Genomic DNA, 24,733 nt, shown 5'->3' on the forward strand with positions numbered 1-24,733 from the left:
GAAGATTCCCGTATCGACGATCCGCCAAACCATGTCGTGCACAGTGGATGTGAGACGTCCCCGGTGGCCCGAATATCCTATTCATCAGATGGGTGTTGTCGGGCTCAAGATCCTGGTTGAATCATCAGTGTGTGGAGTGAAAGAGCGTTCATCCCAACTCATGGGAGACGCGGAGTTGCCGACTCCACCTGGCGTTTCGGAGAGGACCCCGCATGCACCGCACCCCTCACCCCGTCGCACCGGCCACGCCGACCCGCCGCACGGCACCGGTGACGGCGTGACCACCGCGCAGCGCAGCCGCACCGACGAGCTGCGGCCGGTGGACCCGGAGCTGTTCCGCACGCTGCTGCGCCGCCAGGCCAGCACGGTCACCGTGGTCACCGCCGTGGCCCGGGGCACCCGACCCGCCTGCCTCGGTGACGTGGGCGCCCCGCTGCGGGCCGGGTTCACCGCGACCTCGTTCACCTCCGTGTCGCTGGACCCGCCGCTGGTGTCGTTCTGCCTCGGCGCGACCTCGTCCAGCTCACCGGTGCTCGACCGGGCCGAGCACGTCGCCGTGCACCTGCTCGCCGCGAACCAGACCGAGGCCGCCCGGATCTTCGCCGCCAAGGGCGTGGACCGCTTCGCCGCGTACCCCTACTGGGAGGCCGGTCCGTTCGGGCTGCCGCTGCTGACCGGGGTGCTGGCGCGGCTGCTCTGCCGGGTGGTGCACCGGGTGCCGGCGGGCGACCACTCGCTGGTGATCGCCGAGCCGCTGGCGCTCGCCGAAGGCGTCGACGGCGCGCCGCTGCTGCACCACCGGGGCGGCTACACCACGGCAGCCGCCGCGTGACCGACCGCGCCCGGTGCGGACCGCTGCGTCAGCGGGGTTCCCAGGCGTCGGGCGCGGTGGTCAGCCGACGGACGTGGGCGGGCAACCGGCCGCCCACCACGTCGGCCAGGCTCACCTCGTCGACCACCCGGCGCAACGAGGCCCGCACCGCCACCCACAACCCGGGCAGGTGCTGCGCCACCCCGTCGTAGCTGGTCTCCTCCGGGCGCAGCCCGCGTACGCCGGCCAACGGTCCCTCCACCGCGCGCAGCACCGCCCCGATGGTCACCTCCCGGGGCGGCCGGGCCAGGGCGTACCCGCCCTCGGCGCCGCGCTGGGCGCGGACCAGGCCGGACCGACGCAGGTCAGCCAGGACCGCCTCAAGGAATTTGCGCGGCATGTCCTGCTCCGCGGAGATGGTCTGGGTGGACAGCAATGACGGGTACGCGGCGGCCAGGCTCAGCGCCGCTCGTACCGCGTAGTCGCCACGCGCGGAGATCTGCACCCTGCCATCATGCCCAACCGGCCCGTGCCTGGGCGTCGCCGGGCTGACGGAGTGACCGACCGGACGGGCGCTCTCACGCCTGACGGGCCTCGACCGGCGGGTGGGGCCGCAGCATCGGGGTCGGCTCGGCGGGTGACCGGGGACGGACGACCGGGCTCGGTCCGGGGTGTTCGCGGGCGGCCCGGAACGCCCCCGGGCTGACCCCGACCTCGCGGGTGAAGAACCGGCCGAAGTTGGTCGGTTCGGTGAAGCCGAGCTGCCGACCGATCCGGGCGATGGGCTCGTCGGTGGCGGCCAGCAACCGGCTGGCCTGGAGCGCGACCCGCTCGTCCACCACCTGCTTGGCGCTGCGCCCGGTCACCGCCAGGCAGGCCCGGGTGAGGGTACGCACCGAGCAGTTCAGCCGCTCGGCGTAGTCCTCGACCCGACGGGTGCGCTGGTAACCGCGTTCCACCTCGCGACAGAACCGGCGGAAGGTCTCCTCCTCGGGGCGACCCGCGCGGTGCGCCTCGGACGGCAGCATGCTCAGGCGCAGCAGCAGCACGGTGAGCTGGTGGCGCAGCAGACTGCGGCCGGCCGGCACGTCCTGGTGCCGACGGACGTCCACGGTCAACTGGGTCACCTCGTTGATGACCGCGTCCTCGTCCTCACCGGCGAGCTGCACCCGGGTGGGTACGTCGTCCACGTCGACGTCGAGCCCGCGCACCGCGTCCGGGTGCCAGCGGACCACGGTGGCGTCGAGACGGGGTGGCGGGCAGCGCAGCACCTGCCCGGCGCGTACGCGCAGTAGCGTGCCGGGCCGGCAGGGCTGGGCGCGGAAGTCCACCTCGGCGATGCCGTGACCGCCCGTGCTGAGCACGATCAGCTCGCGGTCGAGCAGGACCGGACGTCGCCACCGAGTGTCGGGCGCCAGATCACGCAGCGTGATCGTGTCGATCTCGGCCGGACCGGAGGCGGCGTCGGGCAGAACCCTGTCGAGGTGACCGGAAGGGACCATCACCTGCGACGTTAGCCCGCGACCGGCCGGTACGCACCTCTGGTGACGGGCGCGTCGCCGAGCCCGTGCCGTCGGCGTCCACCCCTCGACCGACCCGGATGGATGGCGCGCTCTTGTCGGCGTACCGGCCGGCGGTTACGTTACCGATCGGTAGTCATCTGGTCGCCGTGGCGGGCGAACCGTCCGCGTCGACGGGCCGGCCGCCGGGAGGTCGCGGCCGGCTCGCGAGGGGATGCGCATGCAGGATCTGTTCTCGGTCGACGGCAAGACTGTCCTGGTGACCGGCGGTTCGCGGGGAATCGGGCTGATGATCGCCCGAGGTTTCGTGGCGGCCGGCGCGCACGTCATCATCTCGTCCCGCAAGGCCGCCGCCTGCGAGGCGGTCGCGGCGGAGCTGTCCGCGCTCGGCCACTGCACCGCGATCCCCGCCGACCTCGGCAGCGACGACGGCGCACGGCGGTTGGCCGCCGCCGTCCGGGACCGCGTGGACCGGCTCGACGTACTGGTCAACAACGCCGGGGCCACCTGGGGGGCGCCGCTTGAGGAGTATCCGGAGAGCGCGTTCGACAAGCTCTGGGCGGTCAACGTCAAGGCCGTCTTCCGGCTCACCACCGAGCTGCTGCCGGTGCTGCGCACCGCCGCCAGCGCCGACGACCCGGCCCGCGTGATCAACATCGGCTCGGTCGACGGCATCCGGGTCCCGGCCATGGAGGTGTACGCCTACTCGGCGACGAAGGCGGCCCTGCACATGCTGACCCGCACCCTGGCGCACCAACTCGTCGGCGAACGGATCACCGTCAACGCGGTCGCCCCGGGACCGTTCGAGAGCAAGATGATGGCGTTCGTCCTGGACGACCCGGATGCCCGGGCCGCCGTCGAGGCGCAGGTGCCCCTCGGTCGGATCGGCCGCCCGGAGGACATGGCCGGCGTCGCGATCTTCCTGGCGTCGCGGGCCGGCGCGTACCTGACCGGCGCCGTGATCCCGGTCGACGGGGGCATCACCACGCACGGCTGACCGTCCGTGGTGCGGCCCTGGCCGTGGACCGGGTCGCGTGGCGCGGGCGGTGCGGGTGGTGTGCGTACCGCCGGACGAGCGGGGGCCGCGCGGACTCGGCAGATCCGCGCGGCCCCCGCCTACGTCGGTGGTCAGCGACCGGCGAGCAGCCGGTTCACCGCCGTGTCGACGTCCAGGTGCTCGGCCTCCCGGCCGCGCGGGACGACGACGTAGGTCCGCCGCAGGAAGCGCACCAACACGCTGCGCGGCACCTCGAACAGGGCGTTGCCGTCGGGCGACGACAGCGCCAGCGCGACGAAGTCGCCGCGCGGGGTGGCCCACGGCCAGACCCGCACATCACCGATGCCGGCCGGTTCGTCGAGGCCGGTGACCAGCAGTTCGCGAGCGAACGACCAGCTCACCGCCTCGCCACCCGCCGATTCGGCGTGGAACAGGACATGGACCGCATACGGGTCAGCAGGGTCGTAGCGCAGACTGGCGCGCACCGGCAATGCGGTGGCGTCAGGCGCGACTAGCCTTAGCGACGTCTCGACCTCAACGGTCGTCGGTCGGATGACACTCATGGACGTTCTCCCCCCGGCACCGCGTGCGGAACGCGCGTGTCCCGCTTTTCCCATACTCAGGCGCTACCTCTGGCTACGCTCCGCCATACGCTGACTTCACCCAGTGGTGGGAGAGGGTTCGGAAAGGCCGCGAGAATGTGAAAATTCATCTAGGATTTCCGGTTCTGCCCAGTGCCTTGATCCCGCCCGATCATCGGGTAGCTCAGTCGTCGACTTACTCCGGTAACGTCCAGTCGGCCGTTGCAGTGACGGTCCCGCGCCACACTGGGCGTGAAATGATCGGTGAGCGATCCTCAGTGGATCAGCTGGCGAGGCGGGACCCGTCGAACGGCGCGGCCCGCAGAGCCGAACAGCGGGGGTGCGGGTGCCGAACGAACAGCACGACTGGCACGGTCGGTCAGTAGTCGACCACGAACCGGCCGACAATCGCCGAACCGGCCGCAACGAACGAGGCTTCACCGATGGGAATAGCCCCGCCGGACGGGGAAACCCTCACCGCATGCGGAACGAGCGAACCGAGACGGACCGGACCGACGCCGGGCCGGACGCCACCGGCGTACCCGGGCGGCCCCGCTGGCGGCAACGCGTCTCCACCACCCTCGCGCTGATCCGCGCCAACCCCACCGGCCGCCTCGCCCTCCGGGTCGTCATCGGCATCCTCGGCGCACTCGTGGTCACCATCGGCATCGTGCTCATCCCGCTACCCGGCCCCGGCTGGCTCCTGGTGATCGCCGGCCTCGGCATCTGGGCCGTCGAGTTCCACTGGGCCAAACGCCTGCTCGCCTTCACCCGCCGCCACGTCCACGGCTGGACGGCCTGGGTGAAGCGACAGTCCCTGGTCCTCCGCCTGGTCATCGGCTCGGTCGGCCTCGTCTTCGTCGCCACCGTCGCGCTGCTCTCGATCAAATACAGCCTCGGCATCGACGTGATCGCCCAGGTCCTGCGCTACCTCGCCACGAACTGACCCCGGATTCGCGGGTCGGCCGCACGATCGGGTAGAGTCAGCCGCGCTGAGGGCGATTAGCTCAGCGGGAGAGCGCTTCGTTCACACCGAAGAGGTCACTGGTTCGATCCCAGTATCGCCCACGCAGCTCAGGCCACTTCCCGGCTTCGGGAGGTGGCCTTTCTGCTGCCCGTACAGCAGCGAAGTACAGCAGTTCGTCATCGCGTCAGGGATTCGCCGAGGCGCTTGAGCGCGTCTCTCGTCGCCTGCGAGGACACCTGCGTGTAGATCTCCATCGTTACCGAGAAGCGGGCGTGCCGGAGGATCTGCATGGCGACTCGCGGATGGACGTCGAGGTCGGCCAGGAGGGTGGCGCAGGTCCGCCGGGCGTCATGGACGGTGATCGGCTTCGTTGCCGCCTTGTCGCAGCGGGTCTGCCAGGAGCGCTGGAAGTTGCGCGGCTCGATGGGCGTGCCGTAGCGGGTGGTGAACACCAGGTCGTTGTCGTGCCACGCCTTACCGGCCGTCGCGCGGGCCTCGTCGCGTTGGTGTTTGCGCAGTCGCAGTGCGGCCAGGCAGATGTCTGGCAGCGGCAGGGTGGCGTCGGATGCCTGGGTCTTGGTGTCGCGGTGCAGGAGCTTTCCGCGTACGCGTTGCAGTTGCCGCCCGATGGTCAGCTCCCCGGCGCCGAGGTCGACGTCGGCCCAGGTGAGGCCGAGGGCTTCGCCTTTGCGCAGGCCGGTGACGAGGACCAGGGCATACGCGGCGTAGAGCGGATCGGCGTCGGCGCGGGCGGATTCGAGGAAGCGGCGTGCCTCGTCGCTGGACCAGGACTTGCCGCGTCGACGGCGGACGGTGGCGAGGGTGACCGGCACGGCCGGATTCTTGGTGATGAGGTCTTCGGCCTGGGCGTGGGTGAGGGCGGCGCGCAGTGCGGCCCGGATGTCGCTGACCGTGCGCGTCGACGGGACCGCCTGGCAGCAGCGACCGACCGCGCAGCAGCGCCGCTTCTCCTTGCGGCGGGCGGCGTCCTTGCCCTGGGCGCAGCACTGACAGGTGCGGGCCACCTGGTTCAGCCAGGTCTGCACGTCCCGCGCCTGGAGCCGGTCGAGTCGCTTGGTGCCGAGGCCGGGGGAGAGGTAACGCCGGACGAACGTCTCGTAGGTGGCGTAGGTGAGCGGCGCCCGGTTCGGCTCGATGATCTCGGTCAGCCAGTAGGCGAGGAAGCTGCCCACGGTCGGCCCGCTGGTCGCCACCGGTCCGGCCTTGGCCTGCTGGTGCAGCTTGATCCACTTGTCGTGGACGGCGTCCCGGGTCTTGCCGTAGACGTACTTGCGGGTGCGCTTGCCGTCGGGCTTGGTGACCCAGACGTACGCGGCGAAGCCGTTGCGGTACGGGAAGATCGAGCCTTCGCCGTTGGCGCGGGCACGGGCGGGCATCAGGCGGCCTCCTGCCGGTCGATCTGCTCGCGGATGTAGTCGTCGACCCATTCGGGGAGGATGCGGCGGTACTTGCCGTCCTTGATGGAGCGCAGCTCACCGGTGGCGATCTTCATTTTGACCTTGGAGATGCCGAAGCCGAGCAGGACGGCGACCTCGGCGGGGGAGTACCACCGTGGGGTGAGGGTTCGGGTCACGCCGCCACCTCCGACCACAGCTGGTGGGCGAGTTCTTCCCGGCCGACGCGGCGGCGTTCGCGGTGTTGGGCGGCGGCGGTGTTGGCGAGCAGCGCGTCCCCGTCGGTGAGCCATCCGGAGCCGACGAAGGCGAGGGTGCCGACGGTGACGGAGCTGTCGTCGGTGCGGCGGTGGGTGGCGCGGGTGTCGCGGAGCAGTCCGAAGGTGACTGAGTACCGGCGGGCCTTGGTGAGGAAGTGACCGCCGTAGCCGAGCATGTGCGCCCACCGTCGCAGCCCGGCGTAGACATCGGGTGTGATGTCAAGGTTGCCTTGACGGTCGTCGGCCTGGGTGGCGGTGTCGCTGGTGCGGTGCCGGGTGGGGCGGCCGAGTCGCCAGCAGGCGTCGATGAGCCGGGCCAGGTGGTCGCCCTCCGGGTCGGCGTAGGCGTCGACGGTGCCCGGGGTGAGTCGGGTGGAGCAGTGGCCGGTGACCTCGGTGGCCTTGGTGGCGTACTTGGCCAGGTAGGCGGCCACCCTGGCGTCGGTCACGTCCCCGTCGCCGGTGCCGATGCGGCGCACGTCGACCTGCTCACCCCAGGCGACCGCCCAACCCTGCGGCCGATCGGGATGCGGCGGGGTGGCGAAGACGATTTGCCGGGCGGCGGCGTGCACGGCGGCGTCGAGGTCGTCCACGGTGATCCCGACCGGTGGCGGGACGAGGGCGTGCCGGTCGTCAGGGTCGACCCCGTCGAGACGCAGCAGGACGTGGAAGTGCACCGCGCCCCGGCGCTGCATCTCGGCGACCTTCCCGTGTGACACCCGCACCGGCGGCACCCGCCGCACCCGGCCGGAGTCGGTGACGACCTCGACTCTCGGGATACCGCGTCGGCGGCAGAGGGCGGCGAGCTGGCGTTCGACGGCCTGCTTGGTGCGCCGCCACAGCTCACCGGCGAAGACGTTCCAGACGACCTGGTGATCGTGGTCGTAGCAGTCCAGGCAGAGCGGCCGACCGAGCTGCGGATCGGCACGGTCGTGCCGGGCGAAGCAGGCCCCGGGCTGCCCGTGCGGGCAGGTGACAGCATCGCGGCGGGCGTGGCAGGGGGCCGGTCGGCAGTCGCAGCGCCGCCGGTCGGCACAGGTGTGCCGGGCTACGTGCCGGTGGTGGATCGCGCCGAACGACGGCGCGGTGAAGGTGGCGAAGACGACCGGGTGCCGAGCCACCGTGGCGGGGACGTTCTTTCCGCCGGTCAGGCCACAGCGGACGACCTGGAAGGCGTCACCGGCGTAGACCCAGGAGCAGTCCGGGCACTGAGCGGCCCGCCGGTTGCCGCACGCCTTGTAGAGCACCCGGTCGGGCAACTCATCGGTGTGCTGCTCGCCCAGGACCCGCCCGGTGTCCCGGTCGACGGCGGTCATGGTGCCGGTCAGCCGGATCGGACGGGCACAACCCCCGGCCGTCCGGGTGTGCTCCAACCAACCGAAGTAGTCGGGCGTGGCGGCCCGGTGCAGGGCCTGGGCGTCACGACCAGCGGCGACGCTGGGACGGTGCAGGGTGGACACGATCTCTCCTCAGGGCGGGTGGCAGGGACGGGCGACGAAACGCCACCGGTCGCCGGAACGCTGTCCGTCGGTGGTGTTCGTGGTGTCTCCTGGCACCGCCGTGGAGGGCGGCTGACGCCGGAGGGCGGGTGTGGCTGACCGCCGTTGAGGTGTGGTCCTTCCGGTTGCCGTGCTGGGTGAGGCCGGGACGGGTGGGGTGCCTGGAGGTCGGCATCCGGCGGGTTGCCGCAGGTGAGCCCCACCCGTCGAGGGAATGCGAATCCGGGCCATCGTGACGGCGGGAAGGCCGTGCTGGGCCACTCAGCGGATTCCGGGGCCGACATCGCGGCCAGCGTGATCGAGAGCTGGCGGGATCTGGCCCGCATCAGCGGCAGGAAGGCCGCTCAGCATCTCCGTGATCGAGCCCAGCGATCCGGCAGGAAGGCCGCACTGGCGTGCTCGACGACCGCCAGAGTAGCACCGGGTGCCGACTCGTCAACCCGCCGTGAACCTCGGTGCTGAGCTGGTCCGGACCGGCTGCCGACTGGTGTGGGAGGACTTTCTGTACGTCTATCAAGGCGGCCCTGAACGGGCCGCACGCGCCGCCGCCTGGGCGCGTGCCCGTCGCTCCGCTGGCGCTCCGACTCCGGCCACGCAATACGCCCGGCGGCTGGCGCGGAGAGCGGGTAGCCCGGTGGGCCGCCGCATGACGACAGGCCGTTTCCCGGTGGGGTGATGGGCCGGCAGCCGGCCGGGCCGCGCGGCGAGCACCGCGCGGCGTAGGGGAGCGCACGCCAGGTCCGTCGGCGGCTGCCGGGTCGGTGGCGGGGTTGCGGTTACTGCGCCTCCGGCGGGGGCGCTCCGGCTCCAGGATGGCCGGGGCTCCGTCGGCGGCTCGCGGTCCGTGGGTGGTTGCGCGGGCCATCCCGCCTGCCCTCGACCCGGGCAAGCCGAGCAGACCACCGCCCGACCCGCCAGCGTCCGACCGTGCGTCAAGGCCGTCTTGACGTGGCGGGCCGGGCGGCGGCCCGCTCCCCGGTGGGCGGGTCGACGGCAGACGGGATGGTAAGTGCTGGCCGCTAGCTAGCGCTCCTAAATGGCCGAGCGCTACTCTAACCTGGCCATAGTGGTAATAGCTTAACTACACCGTCAGCAATCGCCCCGAAAGGCGCGAGAAGCGCGGCTGTCCGTGCTGAGAAGTCACGGACTTTCGCCAAGAAGCCAGTTCCGGTCTCAGGAGTGTTCTGTAGCGCTGCACCCTCGGCTGCGATGCGTTCAACAATCGATGAAGGAAGTTGCCCGCTCGATTTCAATTCGGAGAGGAAGTGATCTAGCGCTATCCGACTCATAGCTTCCAGGTGCTGCGTAAACTGAATGCTTTGGTCGAATTTTGCCGCAATGTCGGCCGTCGAGTTCGCATTGACTGTTACGCCCGCGCTGTTCAGCGAGGCGGCAAAGCTTCGGCGAAGCTCGACAATTTCCGCCTTCGCGTCTTCCAATTCCTTGGCGAGGGCCGCTTGGGCCCGTGCTTGTCGAATGGCTACATCAATAGTCAAGCTTTGGTTCATTAGAATCTCTTGCAACTTTTCGCTGCTGGGATTTCTGAGCCGCACTATGACCTGTGCCGCCTTGTTGCAATTTGCCCTTGCGATTTGGTAGTGGGCTATTGCCTGCGAATACTCGCGGGACTCAAGAGCCACGAGCGCGGATGCGCGCTCCTTGTTCACAATGCTTTTGAGCTGCTCGGCTTCGAGTGTAATTGCGAGCCAGTCGGGTGCGCTTGCTGCACCTTCCAGGGTTTGTGTGATAACCTCGCAGGCGGCCTCGGCTTCTTGAAGTGCGCTCTCGTAGTGCCCACGAGATACGTGATCCTGGTATGCCATGTTGTGGAACATGTAACGAAACCCATTGACGTCGATCATCATCAGGTCGTCGATATTTGGGGGAAAGCCGAAATCGCCATTACTCCGTGCCTCGACTATTTGACGAGATGCTTCCTCTTGGAGCGCGATGGCTTGGCCCAGTAGAAGGTGGGCTCGCGAAAAGTTCCCACGGTTGCTGGACTGAATGGCTTGACTGAGCAGTAGTTGAGCCTCTGCGCTGGACAGGAACCACCTGGCGTCGTTGTCTTCGCTTGCACGATTCTGCAAATGGTCTACTGCAATACCGAAGAACCTGGCCGATTCCTCTGTATTCTGCATGGTCCTGAAATGCAAACCCATTTGTATGCCATGCATGCCGCCATAAAAATCAGCCGAAGCGCGCAATTCTTCAATAGCCTCGGCGGCCTTGTCTAATTCGTGAAAATTGGCCTCGGTGGAAGTTCGCACCTTGTCTTGTAGTGCAATAGCTGCATTCAACAGCCCTTGCGAGGCGGCCTGATAAAGTGTTCCTGATTTCGAGAATTTCCCTTGCGCTCCATACCCCCCCGCTCTCTCTGCCATCTCATGAAAGTGAGAAAGCAAATCTAGGTAGTGTTCAATCATCTCGGTCGTCAGGGGCTCCGACAGGGCGGCCGTCGCGGCTTCTGCGAGGCTGTCCAATTCGTCCTGCTCTTCCCATAATAGCTGAACATCGAGCACCATCGGTGCATGGTAGTCGTGGGAGGAGAGTTTCGGTCCGGCATGACTGAAAGGCGACACTTCGAACCTTTGGTCGGCCAGCCCTCTTGGCGAAGCATGCCGGAGAGAGAGGAGGCCCTCTCAAGTTGAAGCCCGAGCTCAGGAACCGATGATTGTGGGTGTAAGCCCCGTGGAGCCAATAGATCGGCCGACATCACAAGATCCGGAACATGCGCGGAATGATCAAGCAGCCGGCTGGCAAGCCGGTCGGCTCTCGTGCTGATAGGACGCGGAGTGCTGGTGCCGGCGCTACACCCTTCCTGCACCGTCTGCTAAACGCCGGTGCGGCAAGCTGCGGCGGACCTGCTCGGGGCACGCAGGGGGCACAAGACACCGTCAAACGTCGGCAACCAGCCAGCAGCGACGGCAGCCCACGACGGGGCGTGACCAGCGTGCCGACCAGGTCGCCGCAGGTCACCACCGAGCCGGTCTAAGTTCCGTTTCAACGTCTGACGCCGGAACTGGGTGACGATGGGCACGAGCAACGCTGGACGTCCATGGACTGCGGCGGACCGTCCTGGCAGCTGAGCCCTACTGCTGGCCCAGCTCATCGAAGGCGGGTGGTTCTCGTTCGCACCGAACCGGTCGTCGTGCCCGATGCAGGGGTCAATACCGGCGCGCAGGGGCACACCGGCTGCGGCAAGCTGGACGCTGCGTGCTCCGCCTGCCCAGTGGGACGACTACCCACGGTGCAGATCAGCACGATTCCCAAGCAGAGGGTCGCTGTCCCGACCAAGGGTCTTCATGCGCGCCAAGGCGCTTCGGGATCTCCAAGCGTCTCCAGCATCAGGTTGCACCAGGTAGTGGCAGCCCCAGCGGCAAGACGGGCATGGCGTGGACGGACCCATCCAGGGACTGAGTCACGTCCATGTCCCACACCAACCTGGTTGCGTAACTCAGTGACCCCTTGAGTCAGGCGAGACAGCGATCCGAGGATAGTCTTCAACGCCTTTGCTTCTTCTGTCGTGTCGGCTACGCCGGCAGCATGGAGGCGTAGTGCCTGCTGTGCCTGTGCGACCAGTGCTGGGAGGTCATCCTTTGGGTTGTATTCGACGCCACGTTCTCGCAGGACGAGCTTTGCGGTACTTTCAACCAGGTCTTTTGCGACGCTGACTGCCAGCCGAGGGTCGGTGTCCACACTGGCGGCGAGGCGCTTCAGATGCTCAGTGATGACGGCTGGGTCTGTGAGGGCGTTGAGAGCTGGTACCACCACGGTGCCTGCGGGAACTTGCTCCTGCAACCGGTAAAGCCGCTGGAGCAGGGGCTCGAATGCCTCGCCGACCATCTGTCGACGAGCTGCCCATGATCCGTATCCGTCGTGTGCTAGCCAGTAGCTGCGAAAGGATGTGAAGTCCTGCCAGGGGACTTCGATCGCTAGGCCGAGCCGGGCGCAGGTCGACCGTAGGGCTCGCAGAGCGAGGCGGGCCTCAGCGTCTGATAACCGCTCTCCTCCTCCCGTGCCAAAAGCCATGAAGTCGCCGTGTAGCAACAATGCGAGGGCTTCGGCCACATCCACATCATCAACGGCATCGACCGGACCTCGACGCAGCTGTTCCAGCAGATCAGTCTTGAATTTGCTGTCTACCGTAGGCCAGCTGCCGCCGAAGCCAGTGGTGGTCGTGGTATCGAAGAGGTCGTCAGGCGTCATCGCAAGCTCTCCGTGAGGTAAGGGGCGGCTGACGTTGTGATCACCATACGACGAGTTGGGATAGCAGTATGACTGGGCGTCTTTGCCGAACAGTCAGCCCGCTGCTGCCGACAGCAACGGTGACAGCAACAGGGCCAGACGTAGAGAGCCGGTGGTGGAGGGCTACGGATCAGCGCCCGACGTCATAGACGTGCGCGGACGGTGCCGGACAGTACGCCCAGAACTTACAAGCGAGGGGTCCGGATACCACTCCGGCGTGGAACGGGTCGCTGGCGTGTGAGGGTTATGGGGCGTCGGGCTGGTCGGTAGCGTTGGCGGTGGTGGCGGCCGATGGGTCGGTGGTGCGTCCTGTGCTATGCGAGGGGGGTCCGGGTGGATTCCTTGCCGGAGTTGACGTTCGGGCAGCGGTTGAAGGTCTATCGGGAGCGGTCCGGGAAGTCTCGGACGGTGCTGGGTGGGTTGGTGGGCCGCAGCGCCGAGTGGGTCAAGGCGGTGGAGACGGATCGGATTCTGCCGCCGCGAATTCACATGCTGGATCGCATCGCGCGAGCCTTGAAGATCGACGTGTCCGCCTTGGCTGCGGAGCTGGGCGATCGGTCTGTTGTGGTCAACGGGCCGGAGCATCCGGCGTTGGTGTCGGTCCGGGCGGCCCTGAATCAGGTGGCGCTTCCTGATGACGCGCCGCCGGAGTCGTTGTCTGGTCTGCGGGAGCGGCTTGCGGCGGGGTGGCGGGCGCGTCATCAGGCGGCGGATCACCGTACGGTGCTGGGCGGGCTGTTGCCGGGGTTGCTGCGGGACGGGCAGCGGGCCGTGTTGGCGTACGAGGGTGACCAGCGGCGGGAGGCGCAGGCCCTGTGGGCGGAGACGCTCGGGCTGGCACAGATGTTCGTCGCCTACCAGCCTGCCGCCGAGTTGTTGTGGCGGGTGACGGATCGGGCGATGGTGGCGGCGCAGGAGTCCGGTGATCCGGAGGCGCTCGCCCGTGCGGGGTGGTTCCTGTGTCAGGTGCATCGGGAGGCCGGTGACTGGGACACCGCGATGAGGGTGACGCTGGAGGTGTTGTCGGCGTTGGAGGCGCGGGCGGCTGACGGGAGCACCAATCTGTTGGCGTTGTGGGGTGCGCTGAACTTCGAGGCCGCGTACACGTCTGCTCGTGCTGGTGAGGAAGGTCGTGCCTGGCGGTACTGGGACCGCGCGGACCAGGTGGCGCAGCGCCTGCCGGAGAGCTTCTATCAGTCGCAGACGTCGTTCTCGCGGGTCATCATGGGTGCTCATGCGGTGACGGTGGCGGTGGAGTTGCAGCAGTCGGGCGAAGCGGTGCGGCAGGCCCGTCGCCATGATGCGGCGGCGATTCCGTCGAGGCCGCGTCGGGCACGCCACCTGATCGAGGTCGCGCGGGCGCACTACGGCAAGGACGACAAGGAAGCGACCGTGGCGGCGCTGCGGCAGGCGTACGAGTCTGCTCCGGAGACGATCCGGTTCAACGGGTACGCCCGCCAGATCACCATGGACCTGCTCGACGGTCCGCGTTCCACCCGGGATGCCGCCCGTGACCTGGCGACGAAGGTCGGACTCGTCTCCTGAACCAGGGGTAGGAACCTTACCCATCCCGCCCGGCCACCGACCGTAGCTTTCCGCTCACGGGATGCGGTGGTCGGTGCGAGTCACGCCCGGCCGCCGTGTCCCTCAGCCAGAGGGCGACCGAGCCGCCCTCATGAGCGACGAGGGAGGGTACGTGCGGCGCGTCTCATACGACGAATACGTCTCCGCCACCGCGTTGACCTTCGCCCGGCGGCATCGGCCGGTGTGGTCCTGGCAGCACTGGCGGCGCATCTGCAACTGCGGAGCCGACCTGCCGTGCCGAGCCCGACACCGGATACCGATCACCCGAGGACGCTGGCCGCAGACGGAGGACCAGCGATGACCAGCCACGGTCCGATGATGCCGATCTGGAGCTGCGGCGGGTGTGACCTCCCGTGGCCGTGCCCGACCCGGCGGCGGGAACTGCGCGCGGAGTACGCCGACGCGCCGGTGTCGCTGGCGCTCTACCTCGGGGCCTACCTCATTCAGGCCGCCGAGGACATGCCCTGGACAGCAGCCGGCACCCTGCACCGCCGATTCATCGGCTGGACGAGACAGCCGCCGGAAGTACAGCAGCGAAGTACAGCAACCGTGCCACCCGCACCGGACCGGAACGAGCGTCACCAGCCCAGATGACCTCGTACGACACCCGATCCGGCCGGTCTGCCGTGAGTTCACACCGAAGAGGTCACTGGTTCGATCCCAGTATCGCCCACAAGTCCCCAGGTGCCCCCTGTCCGCAGAATGCGCGGACCAGGGGGCCTTGTCATTTCTGCTCCGGGGGCCGAGCCCCCGGATAGCCCACGATGCGGTGGGTGCGGCGCACAGAGCTTGTAAGCGAGTGCTCCGGGGTATCACCGGCCCCGGCATGCCAGCATGCTGCGCGGACGGCCGCGACCGAGTAAGCGGGGGTCGCATAGCAAGTCACTAGCTTGGAACGCGCAGCCGGGCACCAGTGCCGGAGGCCGGCCTCGCGATGCCGGCAAGCGCGCGTCTGGCCAAGAGCATGCGGAAGGCCACGGCCGCCCGTTGGTACTCAGCCTCAGCTTCCGGGCTCCGCTGCGTCCGTGTCGGCTCCACGGCGGCTGGCGCTTGCGTCGATGATGCTGGCGGCTGAGCTTGCAGTGTCGCGTCCAAGCCCCGTGGAACCGGAGGCGCTTCGATGGTCGCCACGCCCTCTGCATTCCCTTGATGACGAGCAAACGTGTGCCACACGTGCCAGCCCATCAGTGCGCTAATCACCGCAAAGAGTGCAGCGGCCGGCCACATCTCGGCATCCTGCGACGCTGTACCCACGACCGCTACCACGGTGTTGATACCCATGATGGCGAGGAGGCCGACCCGCGCGGCTGGCCACTTGATGTACGCCTTCACGATCCAGTACATGGCAACGAACGGGATTGCGATCATGGCGCCGGCAATCCACAGACAGCCCACTCTGCCCGTCACGGTCGGGGCGGAACTCGGCTGGGAGAGTGCAGTGGAGCGGGTGCGATTGACGCGGTGGTCATTGACCCAGTGGCCACGTCTCCAATGCCTACGACGCCGGTAGGTCGTCATGGCTCCCTCGCTGGGCATCGGCGATCGCTCCTTCCCCCGCAACCGGACTACGAAAGCGCACCGCCATGTCAGCAGGCCATGGGAGAGGCCCACGGCGTACCAGGGCCCCAGCGGTGTTTCCTCAATTGTCAGCAGAGAATCCAAAGGGGAAACCTTCAGGATCCGCAGGGGCAGGGTAATCACCAAGATCCACTATGGCAGTCGTCCGACCGGACACTCCAGGACGAGACACTGCGGCAGGGGCCAAGGCGGCAGAGGCGCCAGGGCCCCCGAGCAGCCGAGGGAGCAGCCAAACCGGCGAGCACCTGTAAACGACCACGGACCGGGACGGCATCTTGAACAGGAAAAGCAGGCGTAGACCCAGCGCCGGGAGACGGACTCACATGAGCAGGTCAGCCTCTATCGCAAGGTCCGGAAGGGAAAACAGCAGCATCGGCCAGCGGCAGACGGCATGGGACGGCAAGGTCGCCGAGCTTCCGTCCGTACAGGCGTCAAGGTTGTCTTGGCGTCAACCGGACTGCGCGGTCTCCTATCCGACAGGCATCATGCAGCGCCAACACTCGATGCTACTTTCTGTGATGGAATTTCCCACTGTGCGTGGTGTGTCGTCGAGGCTTGGAGGGTTTGATGAGGATCAAGCGAGCCATGGCGGTGCTCGCCTCGGTGATTGCCGCGACGGCAGCGATAGTCGCCGTCGGGACACCGGCGCAGGCGTTCGGCCCGTCCTACTGCAACAGTTCCACCTGCTCGTTGTCGAACTCACCGAGCACCGGTGGCATCTACTTCGAGATGCCACGGGCCACCGCAGTCACGATGCTGTGCTGGACTGACAATCAGTGGTGGAACGGTACCAACCGCTGGTTTAAGGTCGACTCGGTGTACGGGCGTGGTTACATGATCGCCACCCAGGTGTCGAACCAGACGAAGGTCGGCCACTGCTAGTACGACAGCCATCGATTGCCCGTTCCATGTCCGACGCAGAGGGCGGCATTGGTCTGCACCCGACAACCGGCTGAGGGTCAACGTTCCGTGGCCGCCGCGAGTCAGGCCGGCACGGTTGCGCCGGCCAAGCCCACCAGACCACGTCCCGTCGCCGCATGGCACCAGTGTAAGTCGATCAATCGGGTGACCAACTGGATGACGACCGGGGCGGTTGACGCCAAACCCGACGGACGACGGTGAACAACCGAATAGGTCGCTGCCGGACAGCAGCGACCTACCCCGCCGACGTGTTGTAGCGATCAAGTGTCGCTTTAGACGTCGAGGCGTCGCGGAAGACGAGTTCCCACGGGCCGGTGTTCACGTCCATGTCCTTGCCGAAGCCGATCCACTTTCCGGCCATCCGTCGACCGGTCGGCTCGGCGATGAGCTGGATTGCCCCGTGGTACCGGGCGCCCCGGTAGTAGCCGGTCGGGTCGGTCTGCTCTACCCAGGTGCCGGTGACGACGGCACCGTCCAGAGTCAGGTCCAGCGAGAGAGACGAGGACGCCGAGCCAGGCAGGCTGCGTGCCGTCAGTCGATCGCCGTGCTGGAGCAGCACCACGAAGTGTTGTCCAGCGAAGGAGTCCCCCCGCCCGCTGGAGTAGAACTGGTAGCGGCTGAGCCACACGCCTTCGTATGAACGGCCGGTTGTCGTGGGCTTGGACGTCGGTGTCGGCGTAGCCAGGCTGGACACGGGAGAAGTCAGGTCGTGGCCGCCGTGGTCGTCGTCGGCGACATGCCCGTTGGGTACCGCTGCGAAGCCCAAGAGTGAGATGGGTAGCCCGGTGACGACTTCCAGCGCGCGGGCGTAGACGGGGCGCGGCGCGGCGATCGTGCCGGACTCCCATCGCTGGACGAGTCGCTTGTTGGCGTCATTGGGCTCGCCGACGCGGTGGCCCGCGGCCTGGAGCGCGCGAGCGAAGTCGTCCTGGCTCATCCGCATGCCGGTGCGGACAGCGCGCAACGCGGTGTTGGGGGCGGTCATGACCGTCACCCTAGCGTCATGTCGCCCAAATGTCGCCGGCTATGTGGTTGATTTGTCGGGTCTTGTGCCGTCGCAACAGGTGACATCCCGACGTCACTGTGGATCTGCGACGGTCAGCGTGCCGCCGCTTCCTACAGGCGGAGGTCAAGGATGCCGGGTAAAGGCGACGAGCCGGCGGTCAGTCGGGGTGAGCAGATCCAGGCGGCCGAGCGGGAGGCGGCGAAGCGTCGGCTGTTGGCCGAGGCGGAGGCGGATCGAATCCCGGTGGAGGAGACCACGCGGGCGGTGCCGGATCGGCGGTGGCGTCGTGGGCGTCGTTGAGCTGTTGCCGGTGGGGCGGCGGGTGGCGTACTGGCGGGGGCGGCGGAAGCTGTCGCAGCAGGTGTTCGCCGATCGGTTGGGGAAGTCGAAGAGTTGGGTGGACAAGGTCGAGCGGGGAGTGCGCTCGCTGGACAAGGTGTCCACGCTCCAGGAGGTCGCTACGGTCCTGCGTATCGACACGGCGGTGCTGCTGGGCCGGGACGTCCAGCCGACGGATGTGTCCGACCGGACCGCAGACGTCGAACGGGTCCGCGCGGCTCTGTCGCGGTACGCGATTCCCCTCGGCCGACCGGCGGGCAGTCGACCGCTGCCGTCCGGTGCGCAGGTGGACCGGCAGGTCGGTTACGTGTGGACGACTTTCCAGCACGCCCGCTACGAGCGGGTGGCCGACCGGCTGCCGGAGTTGCTGGCCGATGTCGAGCGCGTTCACGCGGCGGATCCGGTGGCGGGTCGGGGGTCGCTGGTCGAGGCGTATCGGATCGCCGCGTCGCTGTTGGTGAAGATGGGTGAGCCGGATCTGGCGTGGCTGGCGGTCGATCGGGCGATGACCGCTGCCACCGGGGACCGCATCCTGGTGGCTGCGGCAGCGGTGCAACTTGGTCAGGTGCTGCGGGGGTGTGGGCAGGTGCGGGCGGCCAGGTCGGCGATGTTGGCCGCCGCCTACCGGATCGCGCCGCAGGTCGTCGAGGAAGGCGCACCTGAGGAACTGTCGCTGGGCGGGGCTCTGCTGGTGCAGGCGGCGTTGGCTGCCGCCCGATCAGGTGACGAGACGGCGGTGGCTGATCTGCTCGACGAGGCGGCAGCGTTGGCCGTCCAGGTCGGTGACGGGCATGATCACCACCGCACCGGGTTCGGGCCGACGGCGGTGCAGGCGGCCCGGGTGAGCGCAGCGGTGGAGTTGGGCGACGGCGGTGACGCCGTGGCGTGGCACGAGAAGGCGACCGACCGGGACGGTTGGCGGTGGTTGCCCGTCGAGTACCGCGCCGGGCACCTGATCGACGCCGCCCGCGCGTACCTGCACACCGATGATCCGATCAACGCCGGCCGGGCACTGATGGAGGCCGACCGGATGGCGCCGGCCGAGGTCCGGCACCGTCCGGCGGGCCGGGACGTACTCGCTCAGATCGTCCGCGACCCCACCGCCCCGACCACGCTTGTGCACCTCGCCGCCACCATCGGGGTGGGCTGAGGATGACCGCGCCGTTCCTGTCCCTGGCCCAGATCCGCAACCGACTGATCCTGACCGCCCGCTGGGTACTGCGCGACCACCGACCCGGCCCCGACGGCTGCTGCCCGATCTGCCGCACGGCGGACTGTCCAGTGGCTGCCGCCGCGCGGGACGTCCTCCGATCGGCGAAGGAAACACGGCTGTGGAGTACCGCAGGACAGCCGGAAGAGGGTGACTCCGGCTGACGGCGGCCGTCGACCTGCATCGGTTGACCTCAACCTGACGTCAGGTTGCATGCTCTCGATGTTCGCGTCGGCGAACGGACGGGAGCGGGTGGAATGCGAGTGGTCCAGGTAGTTCGTTTCGGGGGACCCGAGGTGCTGGTGCCGGCTCAGGTGCCAGATCCGGTGGCCGGACCGGACCAGGTCGTGGTCAGCGTGGCGGTGGCGGGGATGACGTTCGTCGAGACGCAGATCCGGCGTGGCACCGACAGGTGGCATGAACGGCCGGAGGTGCCGTACGTGCCGGGAACTCTGGTCGCCGGGCTGGTGAGCGCGGTCGGTGCGCAGGTGGATCCGGCGTGGCGGGGACGGCGCGTTCTGGCCCGCACGCGCGAGACCGGCGGTTTCGCCGAGCAGGTGGTGGCGCTGGTCGGGGATCTGTTTCCGGTGCCGGACGGCCTGGGTCTCCCGGAGGCCACCGCCCTGTACAGCGACGGCAGCACGGCGCAGGGGTTGGTCGAGCACGCCACGATCGGCGCCGGTGAGTGGGTTCTCGTCGAAGCGGCGGCAGGTGGGGTGGGCAGCCTGTTGGTGCAGCTCGCCCGTGCGGCGGGCGCGAGGGTGGTCGGAGCTGCGCGCGGGTCCCGGAAGCTCGATGTGGTCAGGGGCCTGGGCGCCGACGCGGTGGTCGACTACTCCGAACCGGGCTGGGCCGGGCGGGTCCTCGAAGCGACCGGCGGCAGGGGAGCGGATGTGGTGTTCGACGGTGTCGGCGGCCCGATCGGGCGGGCCGCGTTCGAGGTGACGGCCCGTGGCGGTCGGTTCTCGGTGCACGGTGCGTCCAGCGGCGAGGCCACGGTCATCGAGCCCGCCGAGGCGCGTCGCAGGGGTGTGGAGGTGATCGGCATCGAGCAGTTGTTCGGGTTCGGGCCGGAAGTGGCGCGGTGGGCGGAGCAGATGTTCGCCCGGGCGGCGGCCGGAGTGGTGCGGCCGGTCATCGGGCAGACCTTTCCGTTGGAACGTGCCGCCGATGCCCACGCGGCGATCGAGAACCGCACCGCAGTGGGGAAGACCCTGCTGCTGATCTGAGCGCCTCGGAAACCGACCGGGCTGCGTCGGGGCATCACTGCCCCGACGCAGCCCCTGCTCCGGTGCGGTCAGAGCCAGTTCTTGTGCCACCTCTGGTAATTGCCGTTGTTGCACGGTTCGGCGTAGGCCCATCCGCTGTAATTGTTGTCGGCACACCGGCCGGTCAATTCGTTCGCCACTCGCGACGGCTGCGTGAGGAAGTACCAGAATTGGAGCGGCTGGCTGTTCTCGCACGCTGCGGTGTAAAGGTCACCGTTGTAGTTGGTGGAGAGGCATCGACCCGTGGCGACGTTCACCATGATGTATCGGTGGACGATGGGGGCGGCGGGCAGGTCGTACCACTTCTGGTTGTTTCCGCCGTTGCAGGCCAGGGTGTAGACGGTGCCCGACGAGTTGCTGTCCAGGCAGAGCCCGGTCTGCACGTTGCGCAGGTGGTACACGGGCGCCGCTGCGGCGGACGCCGCCTGTGGCGCGGCGATCACCGTCATGAGGCTGGCGAGGAGGGTGATCACCATGGTGAACAGCGCCCCGGCGGACTTGCTACGGATCATTCTGCGGTCTCCCGGATGAGGTGATGATGACATTCGCCGTGGTTGCTCACGCTGAATAGTGAGCTTTGTGGACGGCGGCGGCAGTCATTACATCGACACGGTTGTTGTCGGCGCAAGTTTCGATCCGGTGACCCTCTACACAAGATCTGTAGTGAACTTTGGGCGAGTGGTGTCGTAGCGGCGGATAAGTGTTGTCGGTCACGTGAACCATCGACCGCCCGGATCGTCGTCATCGGTATGCGGGAAATTCGATCCACCGCGCATGGGAAATCCACAGCGCGCTTCGTCCGAGCACTATCGACGCTGCTGCTGATACCGGTGGCGGTGCTGGCCCCCTCCCCGGCCCAGGCGACAGCACCGGCGGCGGCGGTCCAGACAGCCGCCGTCGACCCGACCGCCGCGAACCTGACCGCTGCCAACCGGATCGAGCCCGTCGCCGGGATGCCCGACTGGTCCCGCGCGGGCTATCTGGGTGGCGCGCCGTTGCCGTCCGACGGCGACCTGGCCGGTGGCGCCTGCACGATCAGCACGGCTCGGCTCGCCAGCGAGTTCGGCGTCCGCGCGAACGACAGCATCGACGACAGCAGCGGCCTTCAGGCCGCGATCGACCAGATCAAGGACTCCTGCTCGCCCTCGGGCAACCACCGCCGGCTCTCCCTGATCACCCTGCCCGCCGGGCGGATCGACATCACCCGGCAGATCTACGTCGACGCCAGCTTCCTGATCCTGCGGGGTCAGGGTGCGGGCGACGGCGGCACCCGCGTCGTCTTCCGGCCGGGCGCCGACACCCGGTACGACACGCTGACCGCAGACGGCAGCCGGTGGCACCAGGACTCGATGATCTGGGGCACCGCCCCCGACGAGGGCAGGGGCGGCTGGATCTGGCCCGGTCGTGCGCTGTTCAAGGTGCAGACCCGCGAGGTCGCCGAGCGGTACCTGGACGAGTGGACCACCGCACCGCGCAACCGCAAGGACCTGTTCGAGGGGTCGATCAACCAGCACTGGGCCTCGGGCGTGAAACTGGCTGCGGCCTCCGGCGACCCGGGCTTCTCGGCCCGTACCGGGCGCTCTGTGATCCACATCGACGCGGCGGCGAAGATGGACCGGTTCGTCGTCGGTGGCTACGTCTGGGTCGGCGCCGCGAACAGCCGGAACTTCTACGAGCAGCAGGGCCTGTCGCCGGACGACCCGGGCGTCCGCGAGAACCTGCACATGCGCCAGCAGATGTTCCGGGCGGTCCAGGTGGACCGCACCCGCAAGACCGTGACCCTCGACCGGCCGCTGGAGTACGACGTGCCGGTCGACTCGACGTCGGACGGCTCGGCGCCGATCGGCAGCACCGCCTACACCAGCAAGATCACGCCGTTGCGCGTGGTCGAAGGGGTCGGCTTCGAGAACTTCGCCTTCAGCCAGGAACTGCTGGACATGCCGAAGCACGGCGGTGGTCGCTACACCACGCCGCCGGGCGACGCGGTGCACAACTACGGCAACCTCGCGCCCGAGTACGCCATGCACGGCCTCGCCTTCAAGTGGGCCGCGAACAGTTGGGTGCGCGGACTGACCGGCACGATGACCGGCTCGCACCCGGTCGTCACGGAGGTCGCCCGCAACCTGCAGATCGAGCACAACACCTTCGACGGCGCGTGGAACAAGGGCAAGGGCGGCAACGGCTACCTGCGCGGCAGCCGGGTGTGGGACTCGCTCTGGGCCTACAACACCAGCCGGAACCTGCGGCACTTCACGTTCCAGTGGTCGGCCAGCGGCAACGTGGCGTTCCGCAACGACCTCGACTCCGACCTCAACCTGCACGGCGGCTGGGAACGGTACAACCTGTTCGAGGGCAACACCGTACGCGTGCCGTACGAGCACCGGTCCGGCAACTGCACCGCGAACTGCGGCGGTGAGGGCGGCGAGCTGGAGGACGGCACCTGGTTCCCGATCTGGTGGGCGGCGGCGGCCAAGGCGATCAAGTGGTCCGGTGCCTCCGGCCCGCAGAACGTCTTCCACCAGAACACCCTGATCAAGCAGTCCACGCCCGGCGGCCCGTTCCTGCCGTACGCGCCCTACTCGGTGGGTAGCGGCAACAGCAGCGCGATCTACCAGTTCGGCTCCGACGCGAACAACCCGCGCGCGTTCGCCCCGTTGAGCCAGGGCGGCGCACCGATCAAGGACTGGGCCGGGCGGGAGACCGCGACCTTCGACGGCCAGGGCGTCGTCGTCCGCAACGAGCGGTGGCCCTCCCTGTTCCTCCGCGACGTCGGCCAGCTCGATCCCCGGGACGAGAACCGCCAGGAGGTCATCACCTGGAACATGCAGGGAGCGGGGTCCGCGGCGGATGGCAGCTACCAGAACAAGTACCAAGAGGTGAGGAGCTTCCTCACGCAGAGCCAGGCATTCGTCGTAGCTCTGCAGGAAGCCGGAGTGCCCTCGCCGGGCATGACCCGTCTAGCCCAGCACCAGCAGAATGTCTACGATCGAGGCAATGTCCCGAATGGCCCGGGATTCCCGACCGTCGATGAGTATCGCTGGGGCAGCGAAGGGCGCCCCGGTAGCGCGAGGTTGTACTGGTTGCACACCGACACCTCGCCGGCGGGCTTCGGGCGGGTCAACCTGGCGGTGGCCACCCGAGAGCCGGCGGACGAGGTCATCGTGGTCGCCGCCGGACTCAACGGCTCCCGTCCCGCTCTCGGCGTGCGGCGCGGCGAGACGGTGTTCTTCACCGTGCACGGCTGGTCGCCCGGCGGCCCCGACACGCCAGCTCTATTGCAGAACATTCGTACGCACATGCAGAACAACCCGGGCCCGAACGGTCCTTACGAGTGGATAGTGCTCGGCGACTTCAACCGGGAACCGAACAATCTCCGTAACGCGCTGCCTGCGCAACAGTTCGGAGTGATGGATCCGCCTCAGCACACGCATCCCACCCAGAATCCGACGCACAGTTATGACTACGGGGTGACGGATTTCGGGGGCGGGGCGCCGACCCTGCTCAACGCCAGGACACTGACGACGACCGTCTCCTCGGATCACTTTCCCGTCCGGTACAGCCTGACGCTGCGCGCGGCTGCGGAGAACCCACCGCTTGCCACTCCGACGCTGCCGGGCCTGGCGTTGCTGCGCAACGCCGCCACCACGAACGTGGCCGACGTCGAGCCGGGCGGTGGCCCGCTGGTTCCGGACACCGCCTATGACGCGGGACGGGACCAGCGGTGGCGGCTGGACTGGGACTACGAGTTCGACGGTCACCTGCGGCTACAGAACGTGGCGGACGGCCGGTACATCGGGCTGGAGAGCAGCGCGCCGAACTCCCGCGCCGCGCTCAGCTCGGCACGGAGGCTCGACCAGTTGTGGCGGCCGATCATCGCCGACAACGGCGCGTGGACACTGCGGAACCACGTGAACGGACAACTGCTCACCGCCATCACGCCCGGTGACTTCCTGCTGGGTGTCCGGGACGCGGACGGTTCGGCGGAGCAGCTCTGGTTCTTCGCCTCCCAGACCGAGGTCGGGGAACGGCGGGAGATCCGGCACGTGGCGACGTCGCCGCAAGGGGAGACCGAGATCGATGTCGCCGATCCGGACGGCGTCGAGAACCGACCGGTGCGGCTGCTGCCGAACGACACGGCGACCGAAGGCTGGGAGCCGATCTTCGTCGGCCAGCGGGGTGCCGACCGCTGCTTCCATCTGCTCTTCGGTGACGAGTACCTGACGTCGTCGCCCGGCGGGACGGAGCCGCTGCCGGGTGGGCAGGTGGTACTGGAGCCGTACGCGCCGAACAGCGACGGCCAGGTGTGGTGCATGCACCAGGACACCGACTCGATGAGCATCTACAACATGACCGGGTTCCACGGTGCACCGGTTCCGTTGTACCTGACCGACCACGGGGTCCACGCCCAGCTCACGGTGGAGTTCGCCGGCTCCGACGGCGTCGAGAACTGGCGCTGGGCGGACTGACTCACGTCGAGGCGGCCCCAGGCCGGGCAGGTCGCCTGGGGCCGCCTCAGCCGGCGCACCGAT

The 24,733-nt window shown here is 68.3% G+C and carries 23 protein-coding genes and 1 tRNA gene; 13 read left to right on the top strand and 11 right to left on the bottom strand.

The annotated features are described in order from the left end of the window. Positions 1-277: 277 nt before the first annotated feature. Positions 278-832, top strand: coding sequence for a flavin reductase family protein (locus ABZ738_RS11080; protein ID WP_131056661.1), 555 nt, complete (start codon positions 278-280; stop codon positions 830-832). A gap of 28 nt (positions 833-860) precedes the next feature. Here ABZ738_RS11080 and ABZ738_RS11085 read toward each other — a convergent pair whose 3' ends face one another. Continuing rightward, on the bottom strand, positions 861-1,316 hold the full coding sequence (locus ABZ738_RS11085) for an Rrf2 family transcriptional regulator (RefSeq protein ID WP_131056663.1): 456 nt from the start codon (positions 1,314-1,316) through the stop codon (positions 861-863). Positions 1,317-1,389: 73 nt separating this feature from the next. Beyond that, complete coding sequence (locus tag ABZ738_RS11090) at positions 1,390-2,313, bottom strand: AraC family transcriptional regulator (protein ID WP_176093154.1); 924 nt, start codon at positions 2,311-2,313, stop codon at positions 1,390-1,392. A 238-nt stretch (positions 2,314-2,551) separates the two neighbouring features. Between ABZ738_RS11090 and ABZ738_RS11095 the strand changes: the two genes are divergently transcribed. Next, complete coding sequence (locus ABZ738_RS11095) at positions 2,552-3,328, top strand: glucose 1-dehydrogenase (protein ID WP_131056667.1); 777 nt, start codon at positions 2,552-2,554, stop codon at positions 3,326-3,328. 131 nt (positions 3,329-3,459) lie between these two features. Here the strand turns inward: ABZ738_RS11095 and ABZ738_RS11100 are convergent, their stop codons facing one another. Next, positions 3,460-3,891, bottom strand: a complete 432-nt coding sequence (locus tag ABZ738_RS11100; protein ID WP_007457244.1) for an SsgA family sporulation/cell division regulator — start codon at positions 3,889-3,891, stop codon at positions 3,460-3,462. A gap of 499 nt (positions 3,892-4,390) precedes the next feature. Here ABZ738_RS11100 and ABZ738_RS11105 point away from each other — a divergent pair, with 499 nt between their 5' ends. Next, the gene (locus ABZ738_RS11105) at positions 4,391-4,855 is read left to right on the top strand and encodes a TIGR02611 family protein (protein WP_176093155.1); all 465 of its coding nucleotides are present in this window, start codon (positions 4,391-4,393) and stop codon (positions 4,853-4,855) included. A 50-nt stretch (positions 4,856-4,905) separates the two neighbouring features. Continuing rightward, positions 4,906-4,977: transfer RNA gene (locus ABZ738_RS11110), tRNA-Val, on the top strand. Positions 4,978-5,052: 75 nt separating this feature from the next. On the opposite strand, the gene ABZ738_RS11115 is transcribed toward ABZ738_RS11110, so the two are convergent. From ABZ738_RS11115 to ABZ738_RS11135, 5 genes are all read right to left on the bottom strand, one after another. Then, positions 5,053-6,273: a tyrosine-type recombinase/integrase gene (locus ABZ738_RS11115; protein ID WP_357212461.1), complete on the bottom strand. Its 1,221-nt coding sequence runs from the start codon at positions 6,271-6,273 to the stop codon at positions 5,053-5,055. Next, positions 6,273-6,470: an excisionase family DNA-binding protein gene (locus ABZ738_RS11120; RefSeq protein WP_236145548.1), complete on the bottom strand. Its 198-nt coding sequence runs from the start codon at positions 6,468-6,470 to the stop codon at positions 6,273-6,275. Before ABZ738_RS11120 ends, ABZ738_RS11115 begins: the two co-directional genes overlap by 1 nt. After that, positions 6,467-8,011, bottom strand: coding sequence for a replication initiator (locus ABZ738_RS11125; protein WP_131051203.1), 1,545 nt, complete (start codon positions 8,009-8,011; stop codon positions 6,467-6,469). The genes ABZ738_RS11120 and ABZ738_RS11125 overlap by 4 nt, the downstream gene beginning before the upstream one ends. A gap of 1,091 nt (positions 8,012-9,102) precedes the next feature. Continuing rightward, entirely contained in the window at positions 9,103-10,575 is a 1,473-nt protein-coding gene (locus ABZ738_RS11130) for a hypothetical protein (RefSeq protein ID WP_131051204.1), read from the bottom strand. A gap of 778 nt (positions 10,576-11,353) precedes the next feature. Beyond that, positions 11,354-12,259: an abortive infection family protein gene (locus tag ABZ738_RS11135; RefSeq protein ID WP_131051205.1), complete on the bottom strand. Its 906-nt coding sequence runs from the start codon at positions 12,257-12,259 to the stop codon at positions 11,354-11,356. A gap of 372 nt (positions 12,260-12,631) precedes the next feature. Here ABZ738_RS11135 and ABZ738_RS11140 point away from each other — a divergent pair, with 372 nt between their 5' ends. The 3 genes from ABZ738_RS11140 to ABZ738_RS11150 all read left to right on the top strand — a co-directional run bounded on the left by ABZ738_RS11140 (position 12,632) and on the right by ABZ738_RS11150 (position 14,476). Beyond that, the gene (locus ABZ738_RS11140; protein WP_131051206.1) at positions 12,632-13,843 is read left to right on the top strand and encodes a helix-turn-helix transcriptional regulator; all 1,212 of its coding nucleotides are present in this window, start codon (positions 12,632-12,634) and stop codon (positions 13,841-13,843) included. Between the two features lie 151 nt (positions 13,844-13,994). Next, the gene (locus ABZ738_RS11145) at positions 13,995-14,183 is read left to right on the top strand and encodes a hypothetical protein (RefSeq protein ID WP_236145549.1); all 189 of its coding nucleotides are present in this window, start codon (positions 13,995-13,997) and stop codon (positions 14,181-14,183) included. Then, on the top strand, positions 14,180-14,476 hold the full coding sequence (locus ABZ738_RS11150) for a hypothetical protein (RefSeq protein WP_131051208.1): 297 nt from the start codon (positions 14,180-14,182) through the stop codon (positions 14,474-14,476). Before ABZ738_RS11145 ends, ABZ738_RS11150 begins: the two co-directional genes overlap by 4 nt. Positions 14,477-14,767: 291 nt before the next feature. On the opposite strand, the gene ABZ738_RS11155 is transcribed toward ABZ738_RS11150, so the two are convergent. Next, positions 14,768-15,250 carry a hypothetical protein gene (locus ABZ738_RS11155; RefSeq protein WP_357212466.1) on the bottom strand — a complete coding sequence of 161 codons (483 nt, stop codon included), beginning with the start codon at positions 15,248-15,250 and terminating at the stop codon, positions 14,768-14,770. A gap of 777 nt (positions 15,251-16,027) precedes the next feature. Between ABZ738_RS11155 and ABZ738_RS11160 the strand changes: the two genes are divergently transcribed. After that, positions 16,028-16,342 carry a hypothetical protein gene (locus ABZ738_RS11160; protein ID WP_131051209.1) on the top strand — a complete coding sequence of 105 codons (315 nt, stop codon included), beginning with the start codon at positions 16,028-16,030 and terminating at the stop codon, positions 16,340-16,342. A gap of 274 nt (positions 16,343-16,616) precedes the next feature. Here ABZ738_RS11160 and ABZ738_RS11165 read toward each other — a convergent pair whose 3' ends face one another. After that, positions 16,617-17,366 carry an XRE family transcriptional regulator gene (locus ABZ738_RS11165; RefSeq protein WP_176093841.1) on the bottom strand — a complete coding sequence of 250 codons (750 nt, stop codon included), beginning with the start codon at positions 17,364-17,366 and terminating at the stop codon, positions 16,617-16,619. Between the two features lie 150 nt (positions 17,367-17,516). Here ABZ738_RS11165 and ABZ738_RS11170 point away from each other — a divergent pair, with 150 nt between their 5' ends. From ABZ738_RS11170 to ABZ738_RS11185, 4 genes are all read left to right on the top strand, one after another. Beyond that, entirely contained in the window at positions 17,517-17,687 is a 171-nt protein-coding gene (locus tag ABZ738_RS11170; RefSeq protein WP_236145550.1) for a hypothetical protein, read from the top strand. Continuing rightward, positions 17,674-18,876, top strand: coding sequence for a helix-turn-helix domain-containing protein (locus ABZ738_RS11175; RefSeq protein WP_357212469.1), 1,203 nt, complete (start codon positions 17,674-17,676; stop codon positions 18,874-18,876). The genes ABZ738_RS11170 and ABZ738_RS11175 overlap by 14 nt, the downstream gene beginning before the upstream one ends. A gap of 2 nt (positions 18,877-18,878) precedes the next feature. Continuing rightward, a complete protein-coding gene (locus ABZ738_RS11180; RefSeq protein WP_131051212.1) occupies positions 18,879-19,100 on the top strand; it encodes a hypothetical protein in 222 nt (73 codons plus the stop codon). A gap of 93 nt (positions 19,101-19,193) precedes the next feature. Continuing rightward, the gene (locus ABZ738_RS11185) at positions 19,194-20,165 is read left to right on the top strand and encodes a zinc-binding dehydrogenase (RefSeq protein ID WP_131051213.1); all 972 of its coding nucleotides are present in this window, start codon (positions 19,194-19,196) and stop codon (positions 20,163-20,165) included. A gap of 68 nt (positions 20,166-20,233) precedes the next feature. On the opposite strand, the gene ABZ738_RS11190 is transcribed toward ABZ738_RS11185, so the two are convergent. Beyond that, entirely contained in the window at positions 20,234-20,716 is a 483-nt protein-coding gene (locus ABZ738_RS11190) for an RICIN domain-containing protein (RefSeq protein WP_161594883.1), read from the bottom strand. 318 nt (positions 20,717-21,034) lie between these two features. Here ABZ738_RS11190 and ABZ738_RS11195 point away from each other — a divergent pair, with 318 nt between their 5' ends. Continuing rightward, the gene (locus tag ABZ738_RS11195) at positions 21,035-24,670 is read left to right on the top strand and encodes an endonuclease/exonuclease/phosphatase family protein (protein ID WP_357212471.1); all 3,636 of its coding nucleotides are present in this window, start codon (positions 21,035-21,037) and stop codon (positions 24,668-24,670) included. The last annotated feature ends 63 nt before the right edge of the window (positions 24,671-24,733 follow it).

This window comes from Micromonospora sp. NPDC047793 (assembly GCF_040642635.1).
Lineage (GTDB): Bacteria > Actinomycetota > Actinomycetes > Mycobacteriales > Micromonosporaceae > Micromonospora.

What these genes read in the sequence shown, in the direction of transcription:
- ABZ738_RS11090 (WP_176093154.1), bottom strand. Translation starts at nt 2,313, where the DNA reads ATGGTCCCTTCCGGTCACCTCGACAGGGTTCTGCCCGACGCCGCCTCC.
- ABZ738_RS11095 (WP_131056667.1), top strand. Translation starts at nt 2,552, where the DNA reads ATGCAGGATCTGTTCTCGGTCGACGGCAAGACTGTCCTGGTGACCGGC.
- ABZ738_RS11100 (WP_007457244.1), bottom strand. Translation starts at nt 3,891, where the DNA reads ATGAGTGTCATCCGACCGACGACCGTTGAGGTCGAGACGTCGCTAAGG.
- ABZ738_RS11105 (WP_176093155.1), top strand. Translation starts at nt 4,391, where the DNA reads ATGCGGAACGAGCGAACCGAGACGGACCGGACCGACGCCGGGCCGGAC.
- ABZ738_RS11115 (WP_357212461.1), bottom strand. Translation starts at nt 6,273, where the DNA reads ATGCCCGCCCGTGCCCGCGCCAACGGCGAAGGCTCGATCTTCCCGTAC.
- ABZ738_RS11130 (WP_131051204.1), bottom strand. Translation starts at nt 10,575, where the DNA reads ATGGTGCTCGATGTTCAGCTATTATGGGAAGAGCAGGACGAATTGGAC.
- ABZ738_RS11135 (WP_131051205.1), bottom strand. Translation starts at nt 12,259, where the DNA reads ATGACGCCTGACGACCTCTTCGATACCACGACCACCACTGGCTTCGGC.
- ABZ738_RS11150 (WP_131051208.1), top strand. Translation starts at nt 14,180, where the DNA reads ATGACCAGCCACGGTCCGATGATGCCGATCTGGAGCTGCGGCGGGTGT.
- ABZ738_RS11155 (WP_357212466.1), bottom strand. Translation starts at nt 15,250, where the DNA reads ATGATCGCAATCCCGTTCGTTGCCATGTACTGGATCGTGAAGGCGTAC.
- ABZ738_RS11160 (WP_131051209.1), top strand. Translation starts at nt 16,028, where the DNA reads ATGAGGATCAAGCGAGCCATGGCGGTGCTCGCCTCGGTGATTGCCGCG.
- ABZ738_RS11165 (WP_176093841.1), bottom strand. Translation starts at nt 17,366, where the DNA reads ATGACCGCCCCCAACACCGCGTTGCGCGCTGTCCGCACCGGCATGCGG.
- ABZ738_RS11170 (WP_236145550.1), top strand. Translation starts at nt 17,517, where the DNA reads ATGCCGGGTAAAGGCGACGAGCCGGCGGTCAGTCGGGGTGAGCAGATC.
- ABZ738_RS11180 (WP_131051212.1), top strand. Translation starts at nt 18,879, where the DNA reads ATGACCGCGCCGTTCCTGTCCCTGGCCCAGATCCGCAACCGACTGATC.
- ABZ738_RS11185 (WP_131051213.1), top strand. Translation starts at nt 19,194, where the DNA reads ATGCGAGTGGTCCAGGTAGTTCGTTTCGGGGGACCCGAGGTGCTGGTG.
- ABZ738_RS11190 (WP_161594883.1), bottom strand. Translation starts at nt 20,716, where the DNA reads ATGATCCGTAGCAAGTCCGCCGGGGCGCTGTTCACCATGGTGATCACC.